At 73.6% G+C, this 21,517-nt stretch carries 17 protein-coding genes; 6 read left to right on the top strand and 11 right to left on the bottom strand.

All coding sequences use genetic code 11. The annotated features are described in order from the left end of the window. Window positions 1-222: 222 nt before the first annotated feature. From trxA to WMF46_RS30765, 4 genes are all read right to left on the bottom strand, one after another. Complete coding sequence (gene trxA, locus WMF46_RS30780; RefSeq protein ID WP_437542633.1) at window positions 223-546, bottom strand: thioredoxin; 324 nt, start codon at window positions 544-546, stop codon at window positions 223-225. A 224-nt stretch (window positions 547-770) separates the two neighbouring features. Beyond that, window positions 771-1,217, bottom strand: a complete 447-nt coding sequence (locus WMF46_RS30775; protein WP_437293652.1) for an Rrf2 family transcriptional regulator — start codon at window positions 1,215-1,217, stop codon at window positions 771-773. 96 nt (window positions 1,218-1,313) lie between these two features. Beyond that, window positions 1,314-3,110, bottom strand: a complete 1,797-nt coding sequence (locus WMF46_RS30770; protein ID WP_437980475.1) for a hypothetical protein — start codon at window positions 3,108-3,110, stop codon at window positions 1,314-1,316. Window positions 3,111-3,222: 112 nt separating this feature from the next. Beyond that, window positions 3,223-4,677 carry a PLP-dependent aminotransferase family protein gene (locus WMF46_RS30765; protein WP_437980474.1) on the bottom strand — a complete coding sequence of 485 codons (1,455 nt, stop codon included), beginning with the start codon at window positions 4,675-4,677 and terminating at the stop codon, window positions 3,223-3,225. A gap of 154 nt (window positions 4,678-4,831) precedes the next feature. Between WMF46_RS30765 and yedA the strand changes: the two genes are divergently transcribed. Both yedA and WMF46_RS30755 read left to right on the top strand, forming a co-directional pair. Further along, window positions 4,832-6,016, top strand: coding sequence for a drug/metabolite exporter YedA (gene yedA / locus WMF46_RS30760; protein WP_437980473.1), 1,185 nt, complete (start codon window positions 4,832-4,834; stop codon window positions 6,014-6,016). Window positions 6,017-6,170: 154 nt separating this feature from the next. After that, window positions 6,171-7,256 (top strand): SMP-30/gluconolactonase/LRE family protein, encoded by a 1,086-nt coding sequence (locus WMF46_RS30755; protein WP_437980472.1) that lies wholly within the window; start codon window positions 6,171-6,173, stop codon window positions 7,254-7,256. A 34-nt stretch (window positions 7,257-7,290) separates the two neighbouring features. Here the strand turns inward: WMF46_RS30755 and WMF46_RS30750 are convergent, their stop codons facing one another. Beyond that, window positions 7,291-7,572: a hypothetical protein gene (locus WMF46_RS30750; protein ID WP_437980471.1), complete on the bottom strand. Its 282-nt coding sequence runs from the start codon at window positions 7,570-7,572 to the stop codon at window positions 7,291-7,293. 347 nt (window positions 7,573-7,919) lie between these two features. On the opposite strand from WMF46_RS30750, the gene WMF46_RS30745 reads away from it, so the two are divergent. Together WMF46_RS30745 and WMF46_RS30740 are read left to right on the top strand one after the other, a co-directional pair. After that, on the top strand, window positions 7,920-10,187 hold the full coding sequence (locus WMF46_RS30745; protein WP_437980470.1) for a hypothetical protein: 2,268 nt from the start codon (window positions 7,920-7,922) through the stop codon (window positions 10,185-10,187). Between the two features lie 15 nt (window positions 10,188-10,202). Beyond that, window positions 10,203-12,494 (top strand): M20/M25/M40 family metallo-hydrolase, encoded by a 2,292-nt coding sequence (locus tag WMF46_RS30740; protein WP_437980469.1) that lies wholly within the window; start codon window positions 10,203-10,205, stop codon window positions 12,492-12,494. A 113-nt stretch (window positions 12,495-12,607) separates the two neighbouring features. Here the strand turns inward: WMF46_RS30740 and WMF46_RS30735 are convergent, their stop codons facing one another. From WMF46_RS30735 to WMF46_RS30720, 4 genes are all read right to left on the bottom strand, one after another. Beyond that, complete coding sequence (locus WMF46_RS30735) at window positions 12,608-13,465, bottom strand: fibro-slime domain-containing protein (RefSeq protein WP_437980468.1); 858 nt, start codon at window positions 13,463-13,465, stop codon at window positions 12,608-12,610. A gap of 269 nt (window positions 13,466-13,734) precedes the next feature. Then, entirely contained in the window at window positions 13,735-14,775 is a 1,041-nt protein-coding gene (locus WMF46_RS30730) for a 1-aminocyclopropane-1-carboxylate deaminase/D-cysteine desulfhydrase (RefSeq protein ID WP_437980467.1), read from the bottom strand. Window positions 14,776-14,940: 165 nt separating this feature from the next. Then, window positions 14,941-15,402 (bottom strand): PaaI family thioesterase, encoded by a 462-nt coding sequence (locus tag WMF46_RS30725; protein ID WP_437542618.1) that lies wholly within the window; start codon window positions 15,400-15,402, stop codon window positions 14,941-14,943. 65 nt (window positions 15,403-15,467) lie between these two features. Next, window positions 15,468-17,114: a long-chain fatty acid--CoA ligase gene (locus tag WMF46_RS30720; protein ID WP_437980466.1), complete on the bottom strand. Its 1,647-nt coding sequence runs from the start codon at window positions 17,112-17,114 to the stop codon at window positions 15,468-15,470. A 334-nt stretch (window positions 17,115-17,448) separates the two neighbouring features. Here WMF46_RS30720 and WMF46_RS30715 point away from each other — a divergent pair, with 334 nt between their 5' ends. Further along, window positions 17,449-18,360 carry a glutathione S-transferase family protein gene (locus WMF46_RS30715; RefSeq protein WP_437980465.1) on the top strand — a complete coding sequence of 304 codons (912 nt, stop codon included), beginning with the start codon at window positions 17,449-17,451 and terminating at the stop codon, window positions 18,358-18,360. Window positions 18,361-18,410: 50 nt separating this feature from the next. On the opposite strand, the gene WMF46_RS30710 is transcribed toward WMF46_RS30715, so the two are convergent. Together WMF46_RS30710 and WMF46_RS30705 are read right to left on the bottom strand one after the other, a co-directional pair. Continuing rightward, on the bottom strand, window positions 18,411-19,100 hold the full coding sequence (locus WMF46_RS30710) for a hypothetical protein (protein ID WP_437980464.1): 690 nt from the start codon (window positions 19,098-19,100) through the stop codon (window positions 18,411-18,413). A 58-nt stretch (window positions 19,101-19,158) separates the two neighbouring features. After that, complete coding sequence (locus tag WMF46_RS30705; protein ID WP_437980463.1) at window positions 19,159-20,235, bottom strand: GH12 family glycosyl hydrolase domain-containing protein; 1,077 nt, start codon at window positions 20,233-20,235, stop codon at window positions 19,159-19,161. A gap of 513 nt (window positions 20,236-20,748) precedes the next feature. On the opposite strand from WMF46_RS30705, the gene WMF46_RS30700 reads away from it, so the two are divergent. Next, the gene (locus WMF46_RS30700) at window positions 20,749-21,438 is read left to right on the top strand and encodes a RibD family protein (RefSeq protein ID WP_437980462.1); all 690 of its coding nucleotides are present in this window, start codon (window positions 20,749-20,751) and stop codon (window positions 21,436-21,438) included. The last annotated feature ends 79 nt before the right edge of the window (window positions 21,439-21,517 follow it).

The following is a 21,517-nucleotide window of genomic DNA, read 5'->3' as shown; positions in this document are numbered from 1 at the left end:
CGACGGCGGAGCACCGCGCACATCCCGTGCGGTCGGGGTGAAGGCGGGAGCCGCTCACGAAATGCAGGTCGGTGTCGGGTTTTCAGCGGTCCTGGCGAGCGCTGTGGTGGCGTCTGCGTCGCGCAGGGGGCGCGATGTGTGGGGCACGTCACGGCGCGGGCGATCGCCGGCGGAGGCTCGATGCGCTCGAGGTGCTCGGCGCGCTCGATGCGTTCAGCTCGGTCAGCGTCCGAGGAGCGCGAGCAGCGTCTTCTTGTTCGTGAGGCCGACGTGACGCCCGATGGGCTCGCCCTTCTGGAAGGCGACAACCGTCGGCAGGCCGCGGATGCCGAAGCGCTGCGCGGCCTCGGGCGACGCGTCGACGTCGAGCTTGACCACCTTGACCTGGCCGGCGGTCTCGGCCGCGATCTCATCGACGATCGGCGCGAGCCGCTTGCAGGGGGCGCACCAGGATGCCGAGAAGTCCACGAGCACCGGCGTGTCCGTCTGCAGGACCTCCTGCGCGAAATTCAGGTCGTTGACTTCGATGACATGGCTGCTGCCCATGGCGCTGTCCTTTCGGTTTTCTCTGGATTGAGCGGGCCCTGGCTGCGACGCGCCGGCCCGATGCCGGCCCGATCCTCGACAGCCCCGCTCGCTCCAACTGTTATATGCACGGTTTCAGTTTCTGCCAGGGGAGCGGCTCGGCCGCCCGCAGGGATGGCGGCCTCGCGTGTGTCCCTGGCAGGAGGCCGGGCGCGGCGTCGCCGCGCGGCCAGGCGCCTCCGCGATCAGCCGGCCTTGACCGGCGCAGGCGCCGGGCGGCCGAGGTGCTGCGCCCGGAGCGCGATGTCCGCGACGGTCTTCTGCGCGAGGCCGCGCAGTAGCCCTGCGTTGGCCGCCTCGGCGACCTCATCGAACGCCCGCTGGATCCCCGACCCGATCGGGCACCTCGCGTTGGGCTCGCACGGGCTCGGCGCGATGGCGCCTTCCGGCTCGACGGCGGCGTACACCTCGCTCAGCCGGATCTTCTTGGCCGGCCTCGCCAGGCGATAGCCGCCCGAGCGGCCCTCCCGCGCCTCGATGAGCCCGGCCTGCGACAGCCGCGCGAGGATGCGCCGCAGGAAGGCCGGGTTCGTGTTGATGCTCGCCGACAGCGCGTCGCTCGCGCAGCTCTCGTCGGACTGGGCGAGCAGCGCGAGGGCGTGCGTGGCGATGGCGAAGCGACCGGAGGACATCGAACGACCCCTCGGCCGTTATCTGAGGGCTCGGGGGGTTCCGCTGTCAAGGCGCGGCGGGCGGTCGAGCGTTCGCGCTCGTGCCTCGCTGCTCGCTCAGCGCGACCTGGGCGAGGTGCGGATCAGCACGAGGGCGTCTCCCTTGCCGTCCGCGAGGCGCAGCTCGATCGACGCGGGGACGGCCGCCGGGCCGGCGCAGCGGCTGTCGGACACGACGTGCCGCGCCCTGGCGAGCGAGCTCTCGCCCGTCGAGGTGTCGACGAGCCGCAGATCGACGCCCGCGCCGTCGGCGTCGAGCGCCGCGATCACCTCGGCGCACGTGTTGGCCGGGATCGGGAGCGGGAGGATCTTGAGGCGCGCGGCGTCGAGCCCCACCGCCTGCGCGCCGGCCGCCCCCGCGGCGTCGGCGGGGCCGGCGGCGCTCATGCGCCCGAGCAGCCTCGCGGCGGCGATCGGATGGGCGACGAGCGCCGGCGGGGCCTCCGGCTCCTTGCGGACCTCCACGGCGAACGGGCCAGGCTGCGCCATCGACTCGACGTCGACGCGGGCGGGGCCGCCGCGTCCGCAGGTGAAGAGCGTCGCGCGCGCGCCGCCCCGGGCGCGGCCGAGGAGGGCGTGGCCCTCGCTCCAGAGCTCCGCGAGCACGTCGGCGAGCGGCTTGCCGGCCAGCACGTCGATCCGCGCGCAGCCGGCCGGCAGCTCGATCGGCAGCGTCGTCCGGCTGCCGAGCCGCGCGGCCCCGGTCGATACGCGCGGCGCGCCGTAGCCCCGGCCGGCGAGCGCGCGGGCGTGGTCCGCCCGCGCCTCGGCGAGGTCGCGGCCCTCGGTCACGCGCTCGATCGGCGTGGCGCCGGAGATCTCCGCCTCGGCGCCCGGCTGCGAGCGGCTCACGACCACGGCCACGAGGCCCTGCGTGCCGCGCGAGCGGATCGCGATCGAGAGCTCGACGGAGACCGGCGAGCAGAGGAGCAGCGAGCGATCCTGGCCCCGCTCGCGCGCGCGCGCGACGACCCTGCCGGTCTCGTCCTCCGCGACCACCTCGAGCGAGGCGACCTCGTCGCTCGGGGAGACGAGCACGTCGAGGCAGCGGCCGCCGTCGAGGGGGGCGCCGATCCGGCTCGCGGTCCTCGATCCGACGGGCAGCGCGACGCGCCGGACGTCGTCCCAGCGCGCGCCGACCGCGGCGCGGCGCGCCCTGATCTTCGCCTCCAGGCCGGGCCACGACTCGAGGCGCCCGCTCTCGTCGCCGGACCTGCCGCGCGCGCCGACGGCGCGCGCGACGGCGTCGGCCGCCTTGACCGGGACGCTCTGCACGCCGACGCTCACCGCCCCGGCGCCCGACATGACGCGCGCCATGACATAGAGCCTCCGCGGGTGCGGCGGGCAGACGAGGATGGAGGCGCGCGCGTCGGCCGCCTCGTCCGTCGAGAAGGCGCTGCCGTCGTCCTCGAAGGCGAACAGGTCGACGTCGCTGATCGTCGGCGAGACCCGCGCCATCGCGAGCATGCACTCGCCGGCGGGCACCTCGACGAAGGCGCCGAGCCGATCGCCGTCGGACGCCATGTCCGCGCCGATCACCCGGAGCGCGCTCGCGCCCGCCTGCGCTGCGCGCTGCGCGTCCCCGCCGAGGAGGGTGCTGCCGTCGATGCGATCCGGCAGCGCGCGCAGCGTCTCCGGCGCTCGCGTGCCCGGCGAGGCGATCGCCCCGGCGCCGCAGGCGGGCAGGACGGCGAGCGAGGCCGCGAGCGCCCACGCCGCGCGGGCGGGCGATGGCGCAGCAGCGCGGGCGGGCTCGGAGTTGCGGTGCGCAGGCAGGATCGGGAGCGCAGGCCGCAGCGCGGGCGTCGGCGGGGACGCGGGCGAAAGAAGGGACGCGGGATGTCGGGGGCGCAAGGGCGTGGGCTCGTCGGGGCGGGCGCTCGATCGAGAGGGGGGGTTCTACTTCAGCGCGGGTACGGCATCCAGGGCGCGCCGGCCACCGCCGGGGCCACGGCCGTCCACCGCGTCATCCCTCGGCGGTCTCGGCGCAGATCCGTCCGAGCGTCCGGACTGCGTGCTCGCTGAGCTCCGTGAACGGGTAGCCGCAGTTCACCCGGATGTAGTTCGAGAAGCGGTGCTTGGCCGAGAAGATCGGCCCCGGTGCGACGCTGATGCCGTGCTCGAGCGCGCGCTCGTGCACGTCGAGCGCGCTCGTGCCGGGCGGCAGCTCGACCCAGAGCACGAAGCCGCCGGCGGGGCGCGAGACGCGGGTGCCGGGCGGGAAGTGCTCGGCGATCGCCTCGCTCATGCGCGCGACCTGGGCGGCGAGCCGGCGCCGGAGCGTCCGCAGGTGGTGGTCGTACCCGCCGATCTCGAGGAACTCGGCGATCGCCATCTGCGGCAGCGTCGCGGTCGCCACGCTCTGCGCGAACTTGAGCTGCTCGACCTCGTCGAGGAAGCGGCCGGGCGCCGTCCAGCCGACCCGGTAGCCCGGCGCCACCGTCTTCGTGAACGACGAGCAGAGCATCACGAGGCCCTTCTTGTCGAACGCCTTGGCGGGGCGGGGGCGGACGTCGCCGAAGTGCAGGTCGCCGTAGATGTCGTCCTCGATGAGCGGCACCTCGCGGCGCGCGAGCATCGCGACGAGGCGCTCCTTCGCCTCGTCGGGCATGGCGCTGCCGAGGGGGTTGTTGAAGTTCGGGATCGCGAGGCACGCCTTGATGCGGTGGCGGCCCAGCATCTCCTCGAGGACGTCGAGGTCCATGCCGGTGCGGGGGTGCGACGGGACCTCGATCGCCTTGATGCCGAGGCTCTCGATGAGCTGGAGGAGCCCGTAGTACGCCGGCGACTCCAGCGCGACCGTGTCGCCCCGGCGGGCGACCGCGCGCAGGCAGAGGTGGAGCGCCTCCATGGCGCCGACCGTCGTCACGATGTCGTCGGGGGAGAGTGCGACGCCCGACTCGACCGAGCGCCGGGCGATCTGCCGCCGCAACGCCGGGAGGCCGGGCGGCGGATCGTACGAGACGCCGGCGCCGCCCGCGCTCCGCGCGATCGCGCTGAGGATCCGGTTCAGCTTGTCGGTCGGCAGGAGCTCCGGGCTCGGGCACGCCGCGCCGAACGGGACGATGTGCGGGTCCCGGCACGCCCGGTAGACCTTGGAGACGAGGCTCTTCACGCTGACCCGCGTGGCGGTCGTGCAGGGGCGCGCGGCGCGGGGCTCGGGCAGCGCCGTGCCCCGGCGGGCGCGGACGTAGTGCCCCGACTGCGGGCGCGCCTCGATGAGCCCGCGGTTCTCGAGCTGCATGTACGCCTGCAGCACCGTCGCGACGCTGACCCCCTGCTGCCGGCTGAGCCGCCGCACCGACGGGATCCGGTCGCCCGGCCGCAGCGCGCCGCGCGCGATCAGATCCGCGATGTGCGCGGCGACGCGGTCGTAGAGGTGGGCCTCGTCCTCCGCTTCGATGGGCGCCTGCACCTGCACGAGACGAAGTGTACAGCCGGGCGGGCCCTGCGGTACCGGTACAGCTGCCGAGCGTGAGGACCAGCACAGTCGCCTGTTCCAGAAACTGTACCGGCCTCAATTACCAAGCGACTGCCTCTGTACCGGTCGCTCGCTTGGCCCCACCCTTCGGGGCATGAAATTGACCTCACTTGTTTCGGAGCCGCCATCGCGCCTCCGGGAGCCGTCGCGGATCGAGCTCGGGAAGGGTCGCCTGTGGACGCACCGCCTGCGGGGCGGCCCGCTGCTCCTGAGCTGTACCGCCGGCGCGGTCTGGATCACCCGCGAGGGGGAGCCGGAGGACGTGGTCCTGGAGGCCGGCTCCAGCTATGGGGGCGAGGGGCGCGGGCTCCTCGTGGTGGAGGCGCTCGAGCCGGCGCAGATCGCGGTGGCGAGAGGCGAGGCAGGGAAGACGGTGCGCGCGGCGCTGGCGAAGGCGCGGGGGAGCTGGCTGGTGCTGCTCTCGCTCCTCGCGCTGTACGTGATCTGGGGCTCGACGTACCTGGCGGTCTCGGTCGCGCTCGAGACGATGCCGCCCTTCTTGCTGGCCGGGACGCGCTTCATGACGGCGGGCGCGCTGCTCTACGGCGTGCTCCGGCTGCGCGGCGCCCCGCGGCCGACGCTGCGGCAGTGGGGCGGGGCGGCGCGGGTCGGGGTGCTGCTGCTCGTCTTCGGCAACGGGTTCGTCGTCGTCTCGCAGCAGTGGGTGAGCTCGGGCGTCGCCGCGGTCGTGGTGTCCACGATGCCGCTCTGGCTGGCGCTCTTCGCCACCGCGCGAGGCCGGGGCCCTGCCGGCGGCGCGCCCGCCGGCGCCCCGGAGGTCTCCCGGCGCGAGTGGATCGGGCTCCTCGTCGGGTTCGCGGGCGCGGCGCTGCTCCACCTCGGCGGCGATCTCCACGCGGCGCACGCCGGGGCCCTGCTCATCTTGCTGGCCCCCGTGTCGTGGGCGCTCGGCTCGCTGTACAGCCGCTCGCTGCCGCTCCCGGAAGGGCCGATGGCGGTCGCGGCGGAGATGCTCGCGGGCGGCGCGGTGATGCTCGCGGTGAGCGCGCTCTCGGGCGAGCACCTCGCGGCGGCGCCCTCATCGCGGTCGCTCCTCGCGCTCGCCTATCTGGCGGTGTTCGGATCGATCGTGGCCCTCAGCGCGTACACGTACCTGCTCCGGAGCACGCGCCCGGCGATCGCGACGAGCTACGCGTACGTGAACCCGATCGTCGCCATCGCGCTCGGCGTCCTGCTCGGCGGCGAGCGGGCCTCCGCGACGACCTGGGCCGCGGCGGCCATCGTCGGCGCCGGCGTCGTCATCGTCTCGCGGCGCTAGGCGCGCTGCGCTGCGCTGCGCTCGCGGGCCACCCCCACCCCACCCCGCTCCGACGGCGCGTCGCGCCGGCCGCCTTCGCGCCTCGGGCGCGCGCCGTCGACCGTAGGCAATGCGGGGGGCGGCGTGTAGTGTGCGCAGCGAGGAGGCGAGGTAGATGAAGAGAGGGTACCGGCTGCTCGGCTGGGCGCTGCTCCTGTTCGGAGCGCCGTCGGCGTGCAGCGGCGGCCACGTCGGCGCTGCGTCGAGCAGCGGGGCGAGCGCGACGTCGGGCGCGGGCGCCGGCGAAGGCGGCGGCGGCGGCGGCGCGGCCACGGGCACCGGGGAGGGCGGCGGCGCGGCGGTGGGCGCCGGAGAAGGCGGCGGGGCGGCAGTCGGCGCGGGCGCGGGCGCAGGGCCGAGCGCCGAGTGCGCGGCGCTCGTGTCCGGGCCCTTCGAGCCGGCGCTGGTCACGGCCGTGTTCAGCGGCAGCGAGGACTTCGCGTTCGACGGGCGCGGCTACCTCGTCGCCAAGCAAGGGCCGAACCTCGTTCGCTTCGACGCCACGGGCCGGACCTCGAACTTCGCGTCTCTGCCCGGCCCCGTGCCCGGGCTCCGGTACCGGCCCGACGGGACCCTCGTGGCGGCGCTGCCGGACCAGGGCGCCGTCGTCCAGATCTCGGCGACCGGAATGGTCGACGACTACGTGACAGGCCTCACGGACCCGAACGGCCTCGCTCCGGACGCGCTGGGCAACGTCTGGGCGACCGACCTCGCGGGCGGCCGGGTGATTCGCCTCAACCCCGATGCCACGATCGACGAGATCGCGAGCGGCGCCCCCGAGGTGAGCGAGCCGAACGGAATCGTCTTCGACCCGGCGCGATGGGCGGTTTTTTACACCAACTCCACTGCCGGCGAGATCCGCAAGATCGACCTGAACAACCCTGGCGAACCTCCCTCGCTCGTGGTCACGGTCGCCTCGTCCGTGCTCGACGGACTCGTCCTCGATACGTGTGGTCACCTCTACACGGTCGATAACGAGAACCGGAAGCTCTATCGTGTGAGGCTCGACGCGGGCGGCGCCGCTCTGGGGGAGGCCGAACTGCTGGCGCGCTTCCCGACCGGGGTGGCCAATGCGCAGTTCGGCGCGGGCCCGGGGTTCGATGCGAGGACCCTTTACGTCGGAGGCGCAGCCGGCTCGATCTATGCTGTTGCCGTCGGCATCGCCGGCGCGCCGGTCCCGGCGCCGCCAGAAGCGCCATGATGGGCGCTCCTCGGCGGCGCGCTGGAGGGGGCGCTCAGCGGGCGCCTTCCGCTGCCACTTCGCCCTTCTTGAGCTTCTCTTGAAGCTCGCCGAGCTTCCCCGCGGATCGTTCGAGGGCGCGCGCGGCGCCCTCGAGCGCGATCCGCCCGTAACCGATGGCCACCCCTGCCCAGGAGGTGCCCAGCTCGCGCAGCGTCTCGACGAACGGCGGCTTGACCGGCGCCGCGCCGCCGGCGTCCGCCGCCGGCGCGGGCCCGGCGCTCCCGTTCACGCTGTTCTCGGCCTTCGGCTCCGTGATGCTCTGGGTCTCACTCATGGTCTGCCTCCCACTTCGGTGTGTCCCCCCGCGACGACCGCGGGCGTACAGAAATGATGAATCCAGCGTTGACCCCCGTGCCCCGCGCGTCGCCCGCTGTCGCGGGCTCGCAAGACGCGATGTGCACTGGAGCGAGGGGAGCCCCGCCGCACGGCCGTGCCCGCGAACAGAGCCACCTTGTGGCTTCGTCGGAGGCACAATCGCGACGCCACGACACTGCGACGCGACGCGTTAACTGTCAAGGCCTCATGTCGATTTTGTTGCCGTCGTTTTTCCCTAGGTTGTTTGATGAGGACGCTGCGGCGGCCATCGCGTTCGCTCGGCAGGTCAAGGAAGGGAGTCACCCTATGTCGCTCGCGCGCTGGAACAAGGCCACGCCACCAACGCTGTTGTGGCTTCTCGTGGTGCTGTCGCTGCTCGTCGTTCCGTCGCTCTCGATGGGGCAGGCGCCTGACGCGCCGACGGCGGCGCCTGCCGCGGGCGCGGCGCCAGCGACGCCCGCGGCGAAGGGCGCCGCGGCGCAGGCGCAGGCGCACGGGCCTCCGCCGGATTCGTGGGCTGGACAGCTCGAGATGCTCTCTCGCTGGGTCGACCAGCGCGGCGGCTCCGGGGGCTGCGAGGAGCGCTGTTACGCGCTCGATCGGCTGCGCATCACGGGCGCGGTGGGCGAGGGGCCGCTCCAGTTCGAGCTCTCGGGCGGCGTGCTCACGGACCGCCCCGTGGCCGTGCCGCTCTTCGGGCCGCCGGCGCACCTCCGCATCGAGGCCACGCTCGACGATGGACGGCCCGCGTCGCGCCGCGAGGCCGCGCCGATCAGCTTCGAGGACGACCACTACTACCTCTGGACGGCCGCGCGCCGCTTCGTGCTCCGGGGCAGCCTGTGGCTCGAGGGCGACCTCACGCTCCTGGTCGCCGGCCCGCTCAACACGTTCGAGGCCGACATCACCGGCGGCACCGTCGCCGAGGGCGCGCGGCTCTCGGGGCTCCGCGAGGCGACGCTCCACTTCACCCCCGACGGCGGCGCGGGGGGCGAAGCGGGCGCGAGCGCGGGCCCCACGGTGTTCCAGCTGTCGCGCGCGGTGCGGGTCGGCCGGGAGATCGGCTTCGAGTACCGGCTCGTCATGCGGTCGGGCAGCGACCTCGGCGTCGTGCGCCTGCCGCTCGCGTTCGGGGAGAAGGTGCTCGACGTCGCGGGCGTGAGCGGCTTCCGGGTCGAGGGCGGCGAGCTCGTGCTGCCCACCTCGGGCCGCGCCGCGGAGATGAAGATCTCGGGCACGCTCCCGAAGGTCGGGGCGTTCTCGCCCGATCCGCGCTCCGCCTACGAGTGGTGGCTGTTCGAGTCCGACGCGGAGCACCGCCTCACCGTGAAGGGCGACGCGCGCCAGGTCGACGCCGCCGAGTCGCCGATCCCGCGGACCCAGGCGACGTCGCGGCTCCTGCTCGTGCAGCGAGGGCAGCGCGTCGAGGTCGCCGTCGAGCCGCTCTCGGGGGTCGAGGTCCTCGCCGCGGTGGTGCGCGACCACCGCCGCACCCTGGTCCTGACCGAGCGCGGAGACCTCGTCGCCGACGACGCGCTCACCTACGAGAACAACGGCATCGATTACCTGACCTACGCGCCGGGCGGGCGGCCGATCTACCTCGCCGCCGACGGGAAGGCGCAGCGGATCATGCACCAGGGCAAGGCCGCGGAGGAGGTCCTCGTGCCGCTGCAGACGGGGAGCCACACGATCCAGGTGCAGTCGCTGGCGCAGGCGGCGGTGCACTCGCTCGGAGGAACCCTGGAGCTGCCGATGCCGAGCTACCCGCTCACCGCGAGCGAGGTGGCGCTGACGGTCGGGCTGCCCGATCGCGTGGTGCCGCTCGCGCTGCTCGGCGGCGACCGGCCGGTGTGGTTCGCGGACGCAGGCGACGCGTTCGCGGTGGCGGTCGGCTTCGTGGCCGCGTGGATCGCCGTCCGCCCCGGCGGGGCGGCGAGCCGCGGGCGGGTGCGCGCGCTGCGCGCGCTGGGCGGGCTGCTCATGGCGGGCCTGTGGTTCCTGGCGCCCGCGACGTTCGTGGCGCTGCTGGTCGGCATCGCGACGGCCGTGGCGGCGTGGCTCGCGGGGCGGCTCCTCGGAGGCCGTGGCCGCGCCGCCGCGATGGTGGTGCTGCTCTGCCTGGGCGGCCTGGCGCTCCTGGTCGGGCTCCTCGCCGTCTCGGCGAGGAGCTACAGGGCGGAGCGCTGGGACTCCACGTACAGCGAGTCGGCGGCGCCGGCGCCCGCCGCCGTGCGCAGGGCCAAGGACGACGATCTTGCCAAGGGCGGCGGCGCGCTCGCCCCTGGAGGCGCGGTGCTGGAGGGGGTGACGCCGGTCGCGCTGTCGCTCCCGGACTACGAGCGGGCCGTTCGAGCGCGCCGCGAGCTCGTCACGCGCGAGCGCGCCTTCCGCCCCGTGCTCGTCTACACGACCTCCTCGGCGCTCGTGCCGCTCGTGCTGCTGTGGCTGGCCGGGGTGACGGTGCTCCTCGCCGCGCACCGCGCGCCGCTCACGGCGCTCTACCGGGGTGCGGCCGCGCGCCTCGCGCGCAGGCCCGAGGACGACGCCCAGGGGGAGCCTCCGGCGCCTGCGCGCTGAGGCCGACCGACCGTCATGGCGTGGTCTCCTCGCCTCGCCGCGGCCCTCGCGCTGGTCGCCCTGGTCGCGATCCGCATCGCACAGCTGAGCCCTCCGGACGTCGTCCCGGCGAGCGCGCCGCCCGAGGTGTTCTCGGCCGAGCGGGCCAGGGCGCACCTCGCGCAGATCGCGGCCGAGCCGCGCCCCACCGGCTCGGCGGGCCACCGGCGGGCGCGCGACTACCTGCTCGCGGAGCTCTCGAAGCTCGGCGTGCAGCCCGAGGTCCAGCGCGCCTCGGTCCTCAGCCGGCAGTGGGGCCTGCCGTACGACGCGGCGCACGTCGAGAACATCGTGGCGCGGCTGCCGGGCGCGGACAGCACCCGGGCGGTCGCGCTCGTCGCGCACTACGACTCGGTCCCCGGCAGCCCGGGCGCCGCCGACGACGGCAGCGGGGTGGCGGCGCTCCTGGAGGCGCTGCGCGCCCTGAAGAGCGGCCCCCCGCTGCGCAACGACGTGCTGCTCCTGTTCACCGACGCGGAGGAGGGAGGCGTCCTCGGCGGCAAGGCGTTCATGGACGAGCACCCGCTGCGCGGCGAGGTGGGGATCGCGCTCAACTTCGACGCCCGCGGGGCCGGCGGCGTGGTCGCGATGTTCGACACCGGGCCCGGCGACGCCTTCCCCGTCCGCGAGCTCGCCAGCGCCGCGGCCTACCCGGTGGCGTCGTCGCTCTTCCCCGAGGTCGCGCGGCGCATGGGCCACAGCACCGATCTCAGCGTCTTCAAGCGGGCCGGGATCCCCGGGCTGAACTTCGCTTTCACCGACGACGCCGCGCACTACCACGCCCCGTCCGACACCGTGGCCAACCTCGACCTCCGGAGCGTGCAGCACGCCGGCGACTACGCGCTCTCGCTCGCGCGGCGCTTCGGCGCGCTCGACCTGCGGGATCCCGGGCGCGGAGACGCGGTGTACTTCAACACGTGGGGCGCCCACCTCGTCTCGCACCCGATCGGCTGGACGCTCCCGATCGCCGCGCTGGTCACCTGCCTGTTCGCGGGCGTGGTGCTCCACGCGATGCGGCGGCGGGCCGCTTCGCCGGGCAGGATCGCCGCGGGGCTCCTCGCCTTCCTGGCGCTGCTCCTCGGCGTCGCCGCGGCCGTGGGCGGGCTCGCGTGGATCCTCCGCAGCGTGCATCCGGCCCTCCGGGTGATGCCGTTCGAGCCGTACAACGCGCCCGCGTACCGGCTCGCGCTCGCGCTCGCCGCGCTCGCGGCCTCCGCGGCGGGCTACCGGTTCTTCCGGCGGCGCCTCGGCGCCTGCGAGCTCGCCCTCGGCGCGCTGCTCCTGTGGCTGTTGCTCCTCGCCGCGGCCAGCCTGCTCATGCCGGGCGCGAGCTTCTACTTCGCCTGGCCGCTCGCGTTCGCCCTGCTCGGGCTCGCGGCGGTGACGATCCGGCGCGGCGACGCCCCGCCCACGCTCGCGGACGCCGCGGTCCTCGTCGCGACCGCTGTGCCGGCGGTCGCGCTCGCCGTGCCCGGCCCGTACCTGTTCTTCGTCGCGCTGGGCCTGCCGAAGGCGGCGGTGCCGGCCCTCGCCGTCGCGCTCGTCTTCGGGCTCTTCCTGCCGCACGCCGAGCTGCTCGGCGGCGGCCGCTCGACGCGGCTCTCGCTCGCGTTCGGCGTCTCCGGCCTCGCGGCGCTCCTCGTCGCCTGCGCCACCACGGGCTTCACCGAGGCGCGGCCCCGACCGGCGAGCCTCGCCTACGCGGTCGACGCCGCCGCCGGGAAGGCCCACTGGCTCTCGGCCGACCGAGACCTCGACCCGTGGACCGCCGCGTACTTCCCGGACGAGCGCGGGCAGGCGCCCTCGTTCGCCGTGCCGTTCGTGCGCGTGACGCGCCAGGGCGAGGCGCCGGCCCTCGCCCTGCCGGCGCCGTCGCTCACGGTGCTCGGCGACGTCCGGCGCGACGGCGTGCGGGCGCTCCGGCTCCGCGTCGCCTCATCCCGGGGAGCCCCCTGGCTGTTCGCCGAGGTGACGTCCCCGAACCGGGTGATCCGCGCCGAGGTGGATGGAAAGGGCGTGGAGGAGCGGGGGCGCGCGGCCGACGCGAAGCGCGATGTCCGCTGGGGGTTCACCTACATGGGTTTGCCGCCGGGAGGTATCGAGTGGTCGCTGGAGGTCGAGGACTCCGGGCCGATCGAGATCCGGCTGATGGACCAGACCTACGAGCTCCCGCGCGAGCTCGTGCGCGGGCCGCGGCCCGGGGAGATCATGGGCGTGCCGTACCGCCTCGCCGATTCGACGTTCGTCAGCGGGTCGTTCCAGCCTTAGCCCCGGCGGGCTCGCGGAAGCGGGCCCGCCGCCCTCGCTGGGCAGGAGAGGTGGAGCGGGATCAGTCGAGCGGATCAGTCGAGCGGATCAGTCGAGCGGATCAGTCGAGCGGATCAGTCGACAAAGATGGGTTCGCAGTTCGTGAACGCGAGCGTCGACTGGATGGTGAAGTTCGATTCGCTCGTGTGCCGCTCGGCGTGGAAGAAGTCGAGCGCGTACTCCTGCCCGGGCGTGATCCCCAGCTCGTTCGCCATCGCGTCGAGGTCGAGCCTATCGTTCTGCGGGCCGTGGAGGCCGCCCAGATCGATGGCGAGCCGGTTGTTGATGAACACCCAGAGATCGTCGTCGCCGGAGAACCTGAACTCCTCGCCGCCGTTGTACACGAACGTCATGTGGAGCTCGAACGTGAAGTGGAAGTTATGCTGCCTCCCCTCGTTCCCGAAGCCCTGCTCGTCGATGGGGAAGAAGGCCCGGTTCTCGTAGGTGGCAATGCCGTCCGCGCCGACGACGGGCGTGATCGTGAACTGGATCGGCATGTTCACGCCGTCGACGTCGCGGTACCACTGGTTGAACTCCTCGGGCCCGGTCGTGTGCGCGGTACCGCCGTCATGCGCATAGACGGGCTTCTGATCCGGGCCCAGCTCGCGCTCGACGATGCCTTTCAGGCCCTGGCCCGTGAACGTCTCGAAGTCAGGGTGCCCCTCGCCGTCTTCGTAGGCGCGGAAGTCGCGCACGATGCCCGTGAGGCTCGCGTTGCACCCGTCGCCGCTGCCGCTGCTGCCGTTCCCGTTGCCCGCGCCCGCCGACACGCCGGACCCGAAGTCGCTGCCGCCCGTGCCCGAGCCGTACCCCGCGCCGGCGCTGTTGCTGGAGTCGCTCGATCCATCGGTGCCGCCCCCACACGCGACCCCGGCCAACACCAGCATGATTGCGAGCGGAGCACACCAGTTCGATTGTAGCGGCCTAAGCATGTGAAGACTCCTTCTGTGGGGGATATCGCGCGTGGTCTGCGCGTCCGTTGTGCGAGGTTTGCGCATGTTTTGCGCGCGGGCCGCGGCGTTACGAGCGCCGGGATGGGCGGTCGCCGAGGGCGCAAGCGAGACAGCCATTCTATCTCGTCGCAATGGCGGTGCGATCCAGAAAATTGCCGCCGTGCGCTGGCAGCACGAGGCCGGAGTGGGGAAAAGTGCAGCCGAGCGACAGCGCACGAGCGCCGGGGAGGCGCCGAGATGTAGGTCGTTTATCGAGATCCGCCGCCGCAGTGGGCGCCGAGGCGCCGCGACAGCGCGGCCGGGAGCCGCTCGCAAAAACCGTCGTGCCGGGGCAGGGGCTCGCGCCGCGCGGTTTGCCAGAACAGCACCGGGCCGAGCCGGCGCTCCCGCGCGTGCGCCATGAGCGCGGCCATGGCCTTGCCGGTGTAGACCGGCTCCAGCGAGATCCCCTCGGCGGCGAGGGCGTCGCAGGCGGCGAGCGACGCGTGCGTGGGCGATCCATACCCGCGGCCCAGGTAGCCGTGCACGACGTCGATCGGCGCCGCGGGGGGCACGGGCGCGACGCCCCGCCGCGCGAGCGCGGCGCGGAGCTCGGCGGTGAGGGCGCGGAGGCGGAAGCGCGAGGCGAAGAGGCGCTCGACGACTGCGACGGCCACGACCCGCGAGCGCAGGCCGCCGAGCGCGAGCCCGACGGCGAGCCCGGCGGCGGTGCCGCCGGAGCCGAGCGGCACGTAGACGCGCGCGGGCTCGGGGAGCTCGCCGGCCCGGATCTGCGCGCCGAGCTCGAGCGCCGCGCGCGCCGCGCCCAGCATGCCGAGCGCCGACGTGGCGCCGAGCGGCACGATCGCCGCGCCGTCGTCGTCCCGGGCGCGGAGCGGCAGGAAGAGCGACGGGCGCGCGAGCGCGAGCTCGACGCGCGACGGGTAGAAGCGGATCGAGGCCGGGCCCGAGGCGGTGAACGCGAGGTTGTCGAGCACGCCCCTGGAGAGGTCGGTCCAGAAGAGGTGCGCGTGCACCCTCCGGCCGAGCCGCTGCGCCGCGGCGACGAGCGCCGCCACGTTGCCCGATCCGATGCCGCCCGCCGCGGACCACGCCGCCGCGGTCGAGAAGGGCGGCGCGGCGAGCACGTAGTCGAGCTTCCGCATCTTCATCCCGCCGTGGAGGGGCTCGCAGAGGTCGTCTCGCTTGACGCCGAGGAACTCGACGCCGAGCGCGGAGGCGAGCCGCGGCAGCGCCGTGACCGGCGAGGGCGCGTCGACCCAGCCGAGCCGGGGAATATGGTCGATCATCCGAAGGGCGGCTGCGTCGCGCAACGGGGGCACCTCGCGAAGGGTGTAAGGCGCTCGGGCGAGCGGGCAATCGGGCGAGCGGGCAATCAGGGGGTCGGGCGAGCCGGCGAGCGGGCAATCAGGGGTCAGGGGGAGCTGGCGGTCAGGCGCTCGCGCGGCCTTCGATCACCCGGGGGTGCCGGCGCGCTGCCCCGCGAGCGTCGCGTCCGGCTCCAGGACGAGCAGGCGCACGCGCCCCGAGGCGCAGAGCCGGCCCTCCTCGTCGTAGACCGAGCCTTCCCAGACCTGGGTGCGCCGCCCGCGGTCGAGCGGGCGCGCGGTGGCGCGAAGCCGCCCCGACCGGACCGCGCGCAGGAAGCTCGTGTGGTTCTCGAGCCCGACGACCGAGCGGCCGTCCGGCAGGGCATGGAGCGCGGCGCCGATCGACGCCAGCGTCTCCACGATGCCCGCGTGGACGCCGCCGTGGACGATGCCATAGGCCTGCCGGTGCTGCGGCCCGATGTCGAGCTCGGCCTCCACCTCGTCGCGCGTGGCGCGGATCAGCCGGAGACCCATGGCGCTGATCCAGCCGTCGATGGCCGCGGCGTTCAGCGCGGCGGCGAAATCCTCGGGTTCCCCTTCGGCCATGGCGGCAGCGTAGTACACGCTTTGCCGGGAGCTTCCGGCGATTTCTCCCCGGGCGCGTCAGCGCGTCATCCGGATGCCTTCTTCTCCAGGAGATCGGCGAACTCCTCGCGCAGCTTCGATTTGAGGAACTTGCCGGTCGAGGTGCGCGGGATCCGCTCGAGGAAGAGGTACTCGTCCGGGAGCCAGAACTTCGCGAAGCGCGGCTCGAGGAGGGCGTGGAGCTGCTCCTTCGAGGCGCTCTGGCCCTGCCGCAGGACGATCGCGGCGAGCGGGCGCTCGCCCCAGAGGGGGTGGCGCGCCGCGAACACCGCGGCCTCCAGGACGGCCGGGTGGCTCATGAGCGCGTTCTCCAGCGCGACCGAGCTGATCCACTCGCCGCCCGATTTGATCACGTCCTTCGTTCGATCCGCGATGCGCATGTAGCCCTCGCCGTCGATCGTCACGACGTCGCCGGTCTTGAACCAGCCGTCCTTCGTGAAGCGGTCCTCGCCCTCGCCGCCGAAGTACGACGAGGCGACCCAGGGGCCCCGCACCTCGAGCTCGCCCATCGTCCTGCCGTCCCAGGGCAGCGGCCGGTCGTTCGCGTCGACGTGGCGCTGATCGATGAACGGGACCGGGTAGCCCTGCGACGCGCGCGTCTGCAGCGAGGCGGCCGGGTCCTCATGGAGGCGGCCAAGGCTGCTCCGGACGTGGGCGACGGTGCCGAGCGGGTTGGTCTCGGTCATCCCCCAGGCGTGGAGGACCACGAGCCCGTGGCGCGCGCGGAAGCCCTCGATGAGCGCGGGGGGCGCCGCCGAGCCGCCGATCACCATGGCGCGCATCGACGAGAGATCCCAGCGCTTCGGGTGCTCGTCGAGGAGCGCGAGGATCCCGAGCCAGATCGTGGGGACGCCCGCGGCGAACGTGACGCGCTCCCTGGCCATGAGATCGAGCAGCGAAGCGGCGTCGAGGTGCGGGCCGGGGAGCACGACGCGCGCGCCGGTCGCGATCGCCGCGTACGGCAGCCCCCAGGCCATCGCGTGGAACATGGGCACCACCGGAAGGACGATGTCGCGATCGCGGAAGCCGAGCGCGTCGTGCATGCAGGAGACCAGCGTGTGGAGCACGATCGAGCGGTGGCTGTAGGCCACGCCCTTGGGGTTGCCGGTCGTCCCCGACGTGTAACAGAGCATGGCGGCGGCGCGCTCATCCAGGCTCGGGAAGTCGAAGTGATCCGGCTCGGGCGCGAGCAGCGCCTCGTAGTCGAGCCCGTCGCCCGCCGCCGGATCCACGGGCCCGTCGTCGTCGAGGACAAGGACGCGCTGGATGCTGCGGACCTCCGGCGCGAACTTGCGGAAGAGCGGGAGGAGCGAGCGGTCGACGACGACGACCTTGTCCTCGGCGTGGGAGGCGATGTACCCGAGCTCGCTCGGGTGGAGGCGCAGGTTCAGGGTGTGGAGGACCGCGCCCATGGCCGGGACGCCAAGGTAGAGCTCCAGGTGCCGGGCGTGGTTCCAGCAGAGCGTCGCGACGCGATCGCCCGCGCGGACGCCGAGCCGCGTGAGCGCGTGCGCGAGCTTCGACGCGCGGCGGTGGAGATCGGCATACGTGGAGCGGGAGACGGTCCTGTCCGGGTTCTGGGTCACGATCTCGCAGCGCGCGTGGTACGTCCGCGCCCGGTCGAGGAAGTGGGTCAACGTGAGCGGGTAATCCATCATGCGGCCGGCGAGCATGGGCGGTGCCTCCTCGTCCCGCGCGAGGCGCGGGATCCGTCGAGTCAGGAGGGCGCTTCAAGGGCGCCGCGAGACCGCGGCGCCGCCCCCCGAAACGGAGGCTAGCGGCTCGCGGGCGGCGCCGCGCAGGGAATGCGGCGCGCGCGGGAGATGCGGGGCGCGCGGCGCCCGGGCGAGCAGCGCCTGGCTCCGCGCCGGCGGCCTGATCCGGAGCCCCGGAGCTCTCGAGAGGGGGCGGGGGATCGCAAGATCCTCCAAGAGCGGCGCGCGCCGCCCTCATTAGATTCGACAGCGAACGCCGACCCGAAGAGGTCGCCAGCGCACGAGGTCGTCCATGGCTGAGCTCATCCTGCACAACTATCCGTTATCGCTCTTCGCGGAGAAGATCCGCCGGATCCTCGCGTACAAGAAGATCGCGTGGAGATCGGTCGAGCAACCGATGATGGCGCCGAAGCCGGAGCTGACCCCGCTCACGGGGGGATATCGGCGGATCCCGGTCTTGCAGATCGGCGCGGACATCTATTGTGACACGGCCTGCATCGCGCGGCGCCTGGAGCAGATACGACCGGAGCCTTCCTGCGTCCCGCCGGGCCAGGCCGGGCTTGTCGAGCTGATCGAGGACTGGGCGGATCATCGGTTGATGTCGCAGGCCGTGCCGCCGGTGGTCGTGGAGATATTCCCTGTCCTGCCGCCCGGCATCCTGGTCGATCGCGCGGCGATGTCGCCGGCGCTCAGCAAGGACGCGATCTTCCAGGCGGCGCCGCACGCCCTGAGCCAGGCGCTGCTGTCGCTCGATCGGCTGGAGCGCCAGCTCCGTGGCCGGCCTTTCCTGCTGGGCGACGCGTTCTCGATCGCGGACGCGGCGTGCTTTCACCCGGTCTGGTTCCTGAACCGGAGCGCCAGGCTGTCCGCCGCGATCGAGGCGCGGCCCGCGCTCGCGGGGTGGTTCGCGCGCATCGAGGCGTTCGGCCCCGGCGACGTCCGAGCGATGACCGCCGCCGAGGCGCTCGCGGCGGCCCGCGCGTCCGAGCCGGCCGACGTCGCCGGCGGGGAGACCGCGACCGGAGAGGGCCTGTCGCCGGGAGACGCCGTGACGATCACGGCTGACGATTACGGTCGAGAGGAGACCCGGGGTGTGGTCGCGCGGCTCTCGTCCGCCGAGATCACGATACGACGCAGCGATCCGGACGTGGGGGAGATCGCGGTGCACTTCCCGCGCGCCGGATATCGCATCAGGAAGCAGTGAGCCGCGCCGTGCGCCCGGCCAGCGCGCTCTGCGCGCCGCCGCGGTCCTCGCTAGCCGCCCGTGCTCGACATCGCGCGCCGGAACGCGCGCATGTGGAACTCGCGCTGCTCGTCGGGATAGATGTGCTCCTGGCCGATCGGGCAGGCGCGGCGCGACAGGCACCCTCCGGTCATGCACGTTGCGCCTGGGCCGGCGTCGAGGTGGCCGACGCACGCGGCGACATCGTAGCTGCCAGGGGAGAACGCGGACACGGGGCAGGCGCTCAGGCAGGGCTGGCCGGCGCACGAGACGCAGGGGCTCGCCAGGTCCTCGCGCGGCGGGAGCGACAGCCGCTCCGCGAACACGAGGGCGGCGCGGTACCCGTGCCAGAGGCCGAATCGCGGGTGGATGAGGATGGCGAGGGGCGACGGGGACAGCGCCTCGGCCTGCTGCGCCCAGCGCTGGAACGGCCAGTAGGGAGGGCCGGTGAAGGGAAACAGGGCCGTCGCGCCGAGCTCCGCCGCGAGCGGGGAGACGACCGCGGCGGTCCAGTCGTCGAGCGCGAGATCGGGGGCGTCCTTGCGGGCGCGCGAGAACGCGCGCCACATCGACGGGCCGGCGTTGCCGAGCAGGATGAGCGTCCCCGCGGGGAGGTCGCCTGCCGCCGGCACGCCGTCGCCCTCGCGCGGGTGGAAGCCGCCGCGGAGCGGGAGGCCAGCGCGCTCGCAGCGCGAGGAGAGATCCGTCCAGCTGATCGGCATCACCGCGCGATAGGGCGCCTGGGCCTGCGCGGCAAGCGAGCGGTGGCGCTCAGTTCACTCAGTTCACGTCGACGTAGAAGTCGAGGCTCTTCAGGTTCGTGATGGGGCCTTCCCAGATCTCGAACCCGACGGCGACCGCGTTGACCGTGTTGCCGGGCACGCTGATGCCGCGCGTCTGCGCGTCGCGCACGAAGTCCATCACATCGAACTCGATCTCGTAGCTGTCTTGCCCCTCGGCACGCACCCAGTTCACGATCGGCAGGCCGTTCACCATGCCGTTCCAGATGTTCCACTTGCCGGGGACGTTCGCGACCTCGATGCCCTGGTGCGCGCTGTTCGGCTGCCCGGCAGGCTGAAAGCGCGTCGGATCGCGCAGCCACACCATGAGATAGCCCTGGAGCTGCGTGCCGTTGCCCATCCAGATGTCGAACGCGGCGTTGTACTGGCCCTCGTTGCCATTTTTCTCCCAGCGCCAGCCGGTGCGCAGGCTCTTGATGGAGCTGCTCGGCGCCGGCAAGCCGCAGTCAGGCACCTCCCTCACCGAGTAGCGACCGCAAAATACGGTCGGGTACGAGGCGGGCTGACCCATCGAGCCGGCCGAGCCGCTCATGCTCTCCACCGTGAACGAGGTGCCTTCCCACGAGACGGTGTGGTTGCCGAAGCCGGGGCCCCAGCCGTTGGTGATGAGCACGTACGGCGTGCCGTCGCGCGAGACGAGGCCCGTTTCGTACCGCTCGCTCGATTTGCCGGAGCCCTCCATGGCGCCGTTGCCGAGCTCGGAGCCCGGGTTCGAGGTGCCGCCGGTTCCCGCCGTGGTGCTGCTCGAGTCGCCGCTACCCCCGGTCCCTGCCGCCGCGCCGCCGCCCGTTCCCGCTGTGGTGCTGCCGGTGCTGCCCGCGCCGCCGGCGCCGCTGGTGACGCCGGCGCCGCTGGTGACCCCGGTGCTTCCCGAGGTCGAGCCGCCGCTGCCACTCGCGGCGTCGCCCGTCGAGGCGCTCGCGCTCGGTAGCCCGCCGGAGCTCGCCGCAGCGCCGGGGTCTCCGTCGTCAGCGTCAGAAGATCCAGAGCAGCCGACGGCGAGAGCCGTCGTCAGCGTGAGAAGTGCAAGAGATTCAGCCAAGGTAGAAGCGCGCATGGCGCGCAACATACACCTGCACACAGGTGCACAGCGGTGCGCGGCACCGCCGTTCGCAAAAAAGCAGCGCGTGACTTGAACAATTGCAGCAACAGCGATGGCGTCACCACGCGACTCGAAAAATGTGGCGTGCGCCGCGTCACGCGCTTCGTGGACTTGACGTCGCTCCGGCGACCTCGGTGCTTTGCGCGTTCGCGTGGGAGCGCCGCGCGACATCGTCTTTGCGCCCATCGAGGGTCGGAGTCGCCAGAGAGACGATCGAACCGTGTCTCGCTGATCTTCATCGATGCTTCGAGTCGCTCGATGACGGATGAGGCTGTTGGGCGCGGAGATGAGTGCGTTCCTGGAAAGCGTGGAACTGGGTGATCGAGTGCGCGTGCTCCTCCCCGGTTCCCGAGTTCTGGTCTAGAGTGCCGTCGTGCCCCGGAGGCTCCACTGTCGGCTCGGGACGGCGGCAAAGTCCCCTCTCCCCCGCGCGTTCGCTCGCGCCGGACGCGCACCCGCGAGCGCGCCATGAGCCTGCCGCGCCCGCGGGTCACGCTCCACTTCGCCCAGACGCTGGACGGCCGGATCGCGGCCCGGGACCAGCGCGTCATGCTCAGCACGCCCGCCGGGATGGTGTGCGCCCACCGGGCGCGCGCGGAGCACGACGCGGTGCTCGTGGGGATCCGCACCGTCGTGATCGACGATCCGCGGCTGACCCTGCGCGGGTGCGAGGGGCGCCAGCCGATGCGCGTGGTGCTGGCGAGCGCCCTCGGCGTGCCGGAAGGGGCGCGCCTGCTGCAGCCGCCCGGCAGCGGGCAGCCGGCCGGCGGGCGCGTGGTCGTCTTCGGCGCGGCGGGGCGCGCGCCGCGCGCGGCGCAGGCGTGGCTCGAGGAGCGCGGCGCAGAGGTGATCGTCGTGCCCGCGGACGACAGCGGCCTCGTCTCGCTGCCGCACGCGCTGGCCGAGCTCCACGCGCGCGGCGTGCGGCGGCTGCTCGTCGAGGGGGGCGGCGCCGTGCTCACCTCGTTCCTGCGCGCGCGCCTCGCCGACCGCGCGGAGGTCGAGATCGCGCCGCGCTTCCTCGGCGACACGGCGATCCCCGCGGTCGGCGCGCTGGGAGAGGCGCCGCTCGCATCGGCGATCGACCTGCGCGAGCCGGCGGTCGAGCTCCTCGGGGGCAACGTGCTGCTGCGAGGGGAGGTGCGTTATCCCGACTGACGCGCCCGCGCCGCCCGGGGCCGTCACGCCGAGCGACGCCGCCCCGCCGCTCGCCCGGGAGCTCTGGTTCGTCCGGCCA

Source organism: Sorangium sp. So ce117 (assembly GCF_051524395.1).
In the GTDB taxonomy this organism is placed as follows: domain Bacteria; phylum Myxococcota_A; class Polyangia; order Polyangiales; family Polyangiaceae; genus Sorangium; species Sorangium cellulosum_B.
Note: the sequence above shows the minus strand (reverse complement) of the source record. Positions and strands in the feature narration are given on the sequence as shown.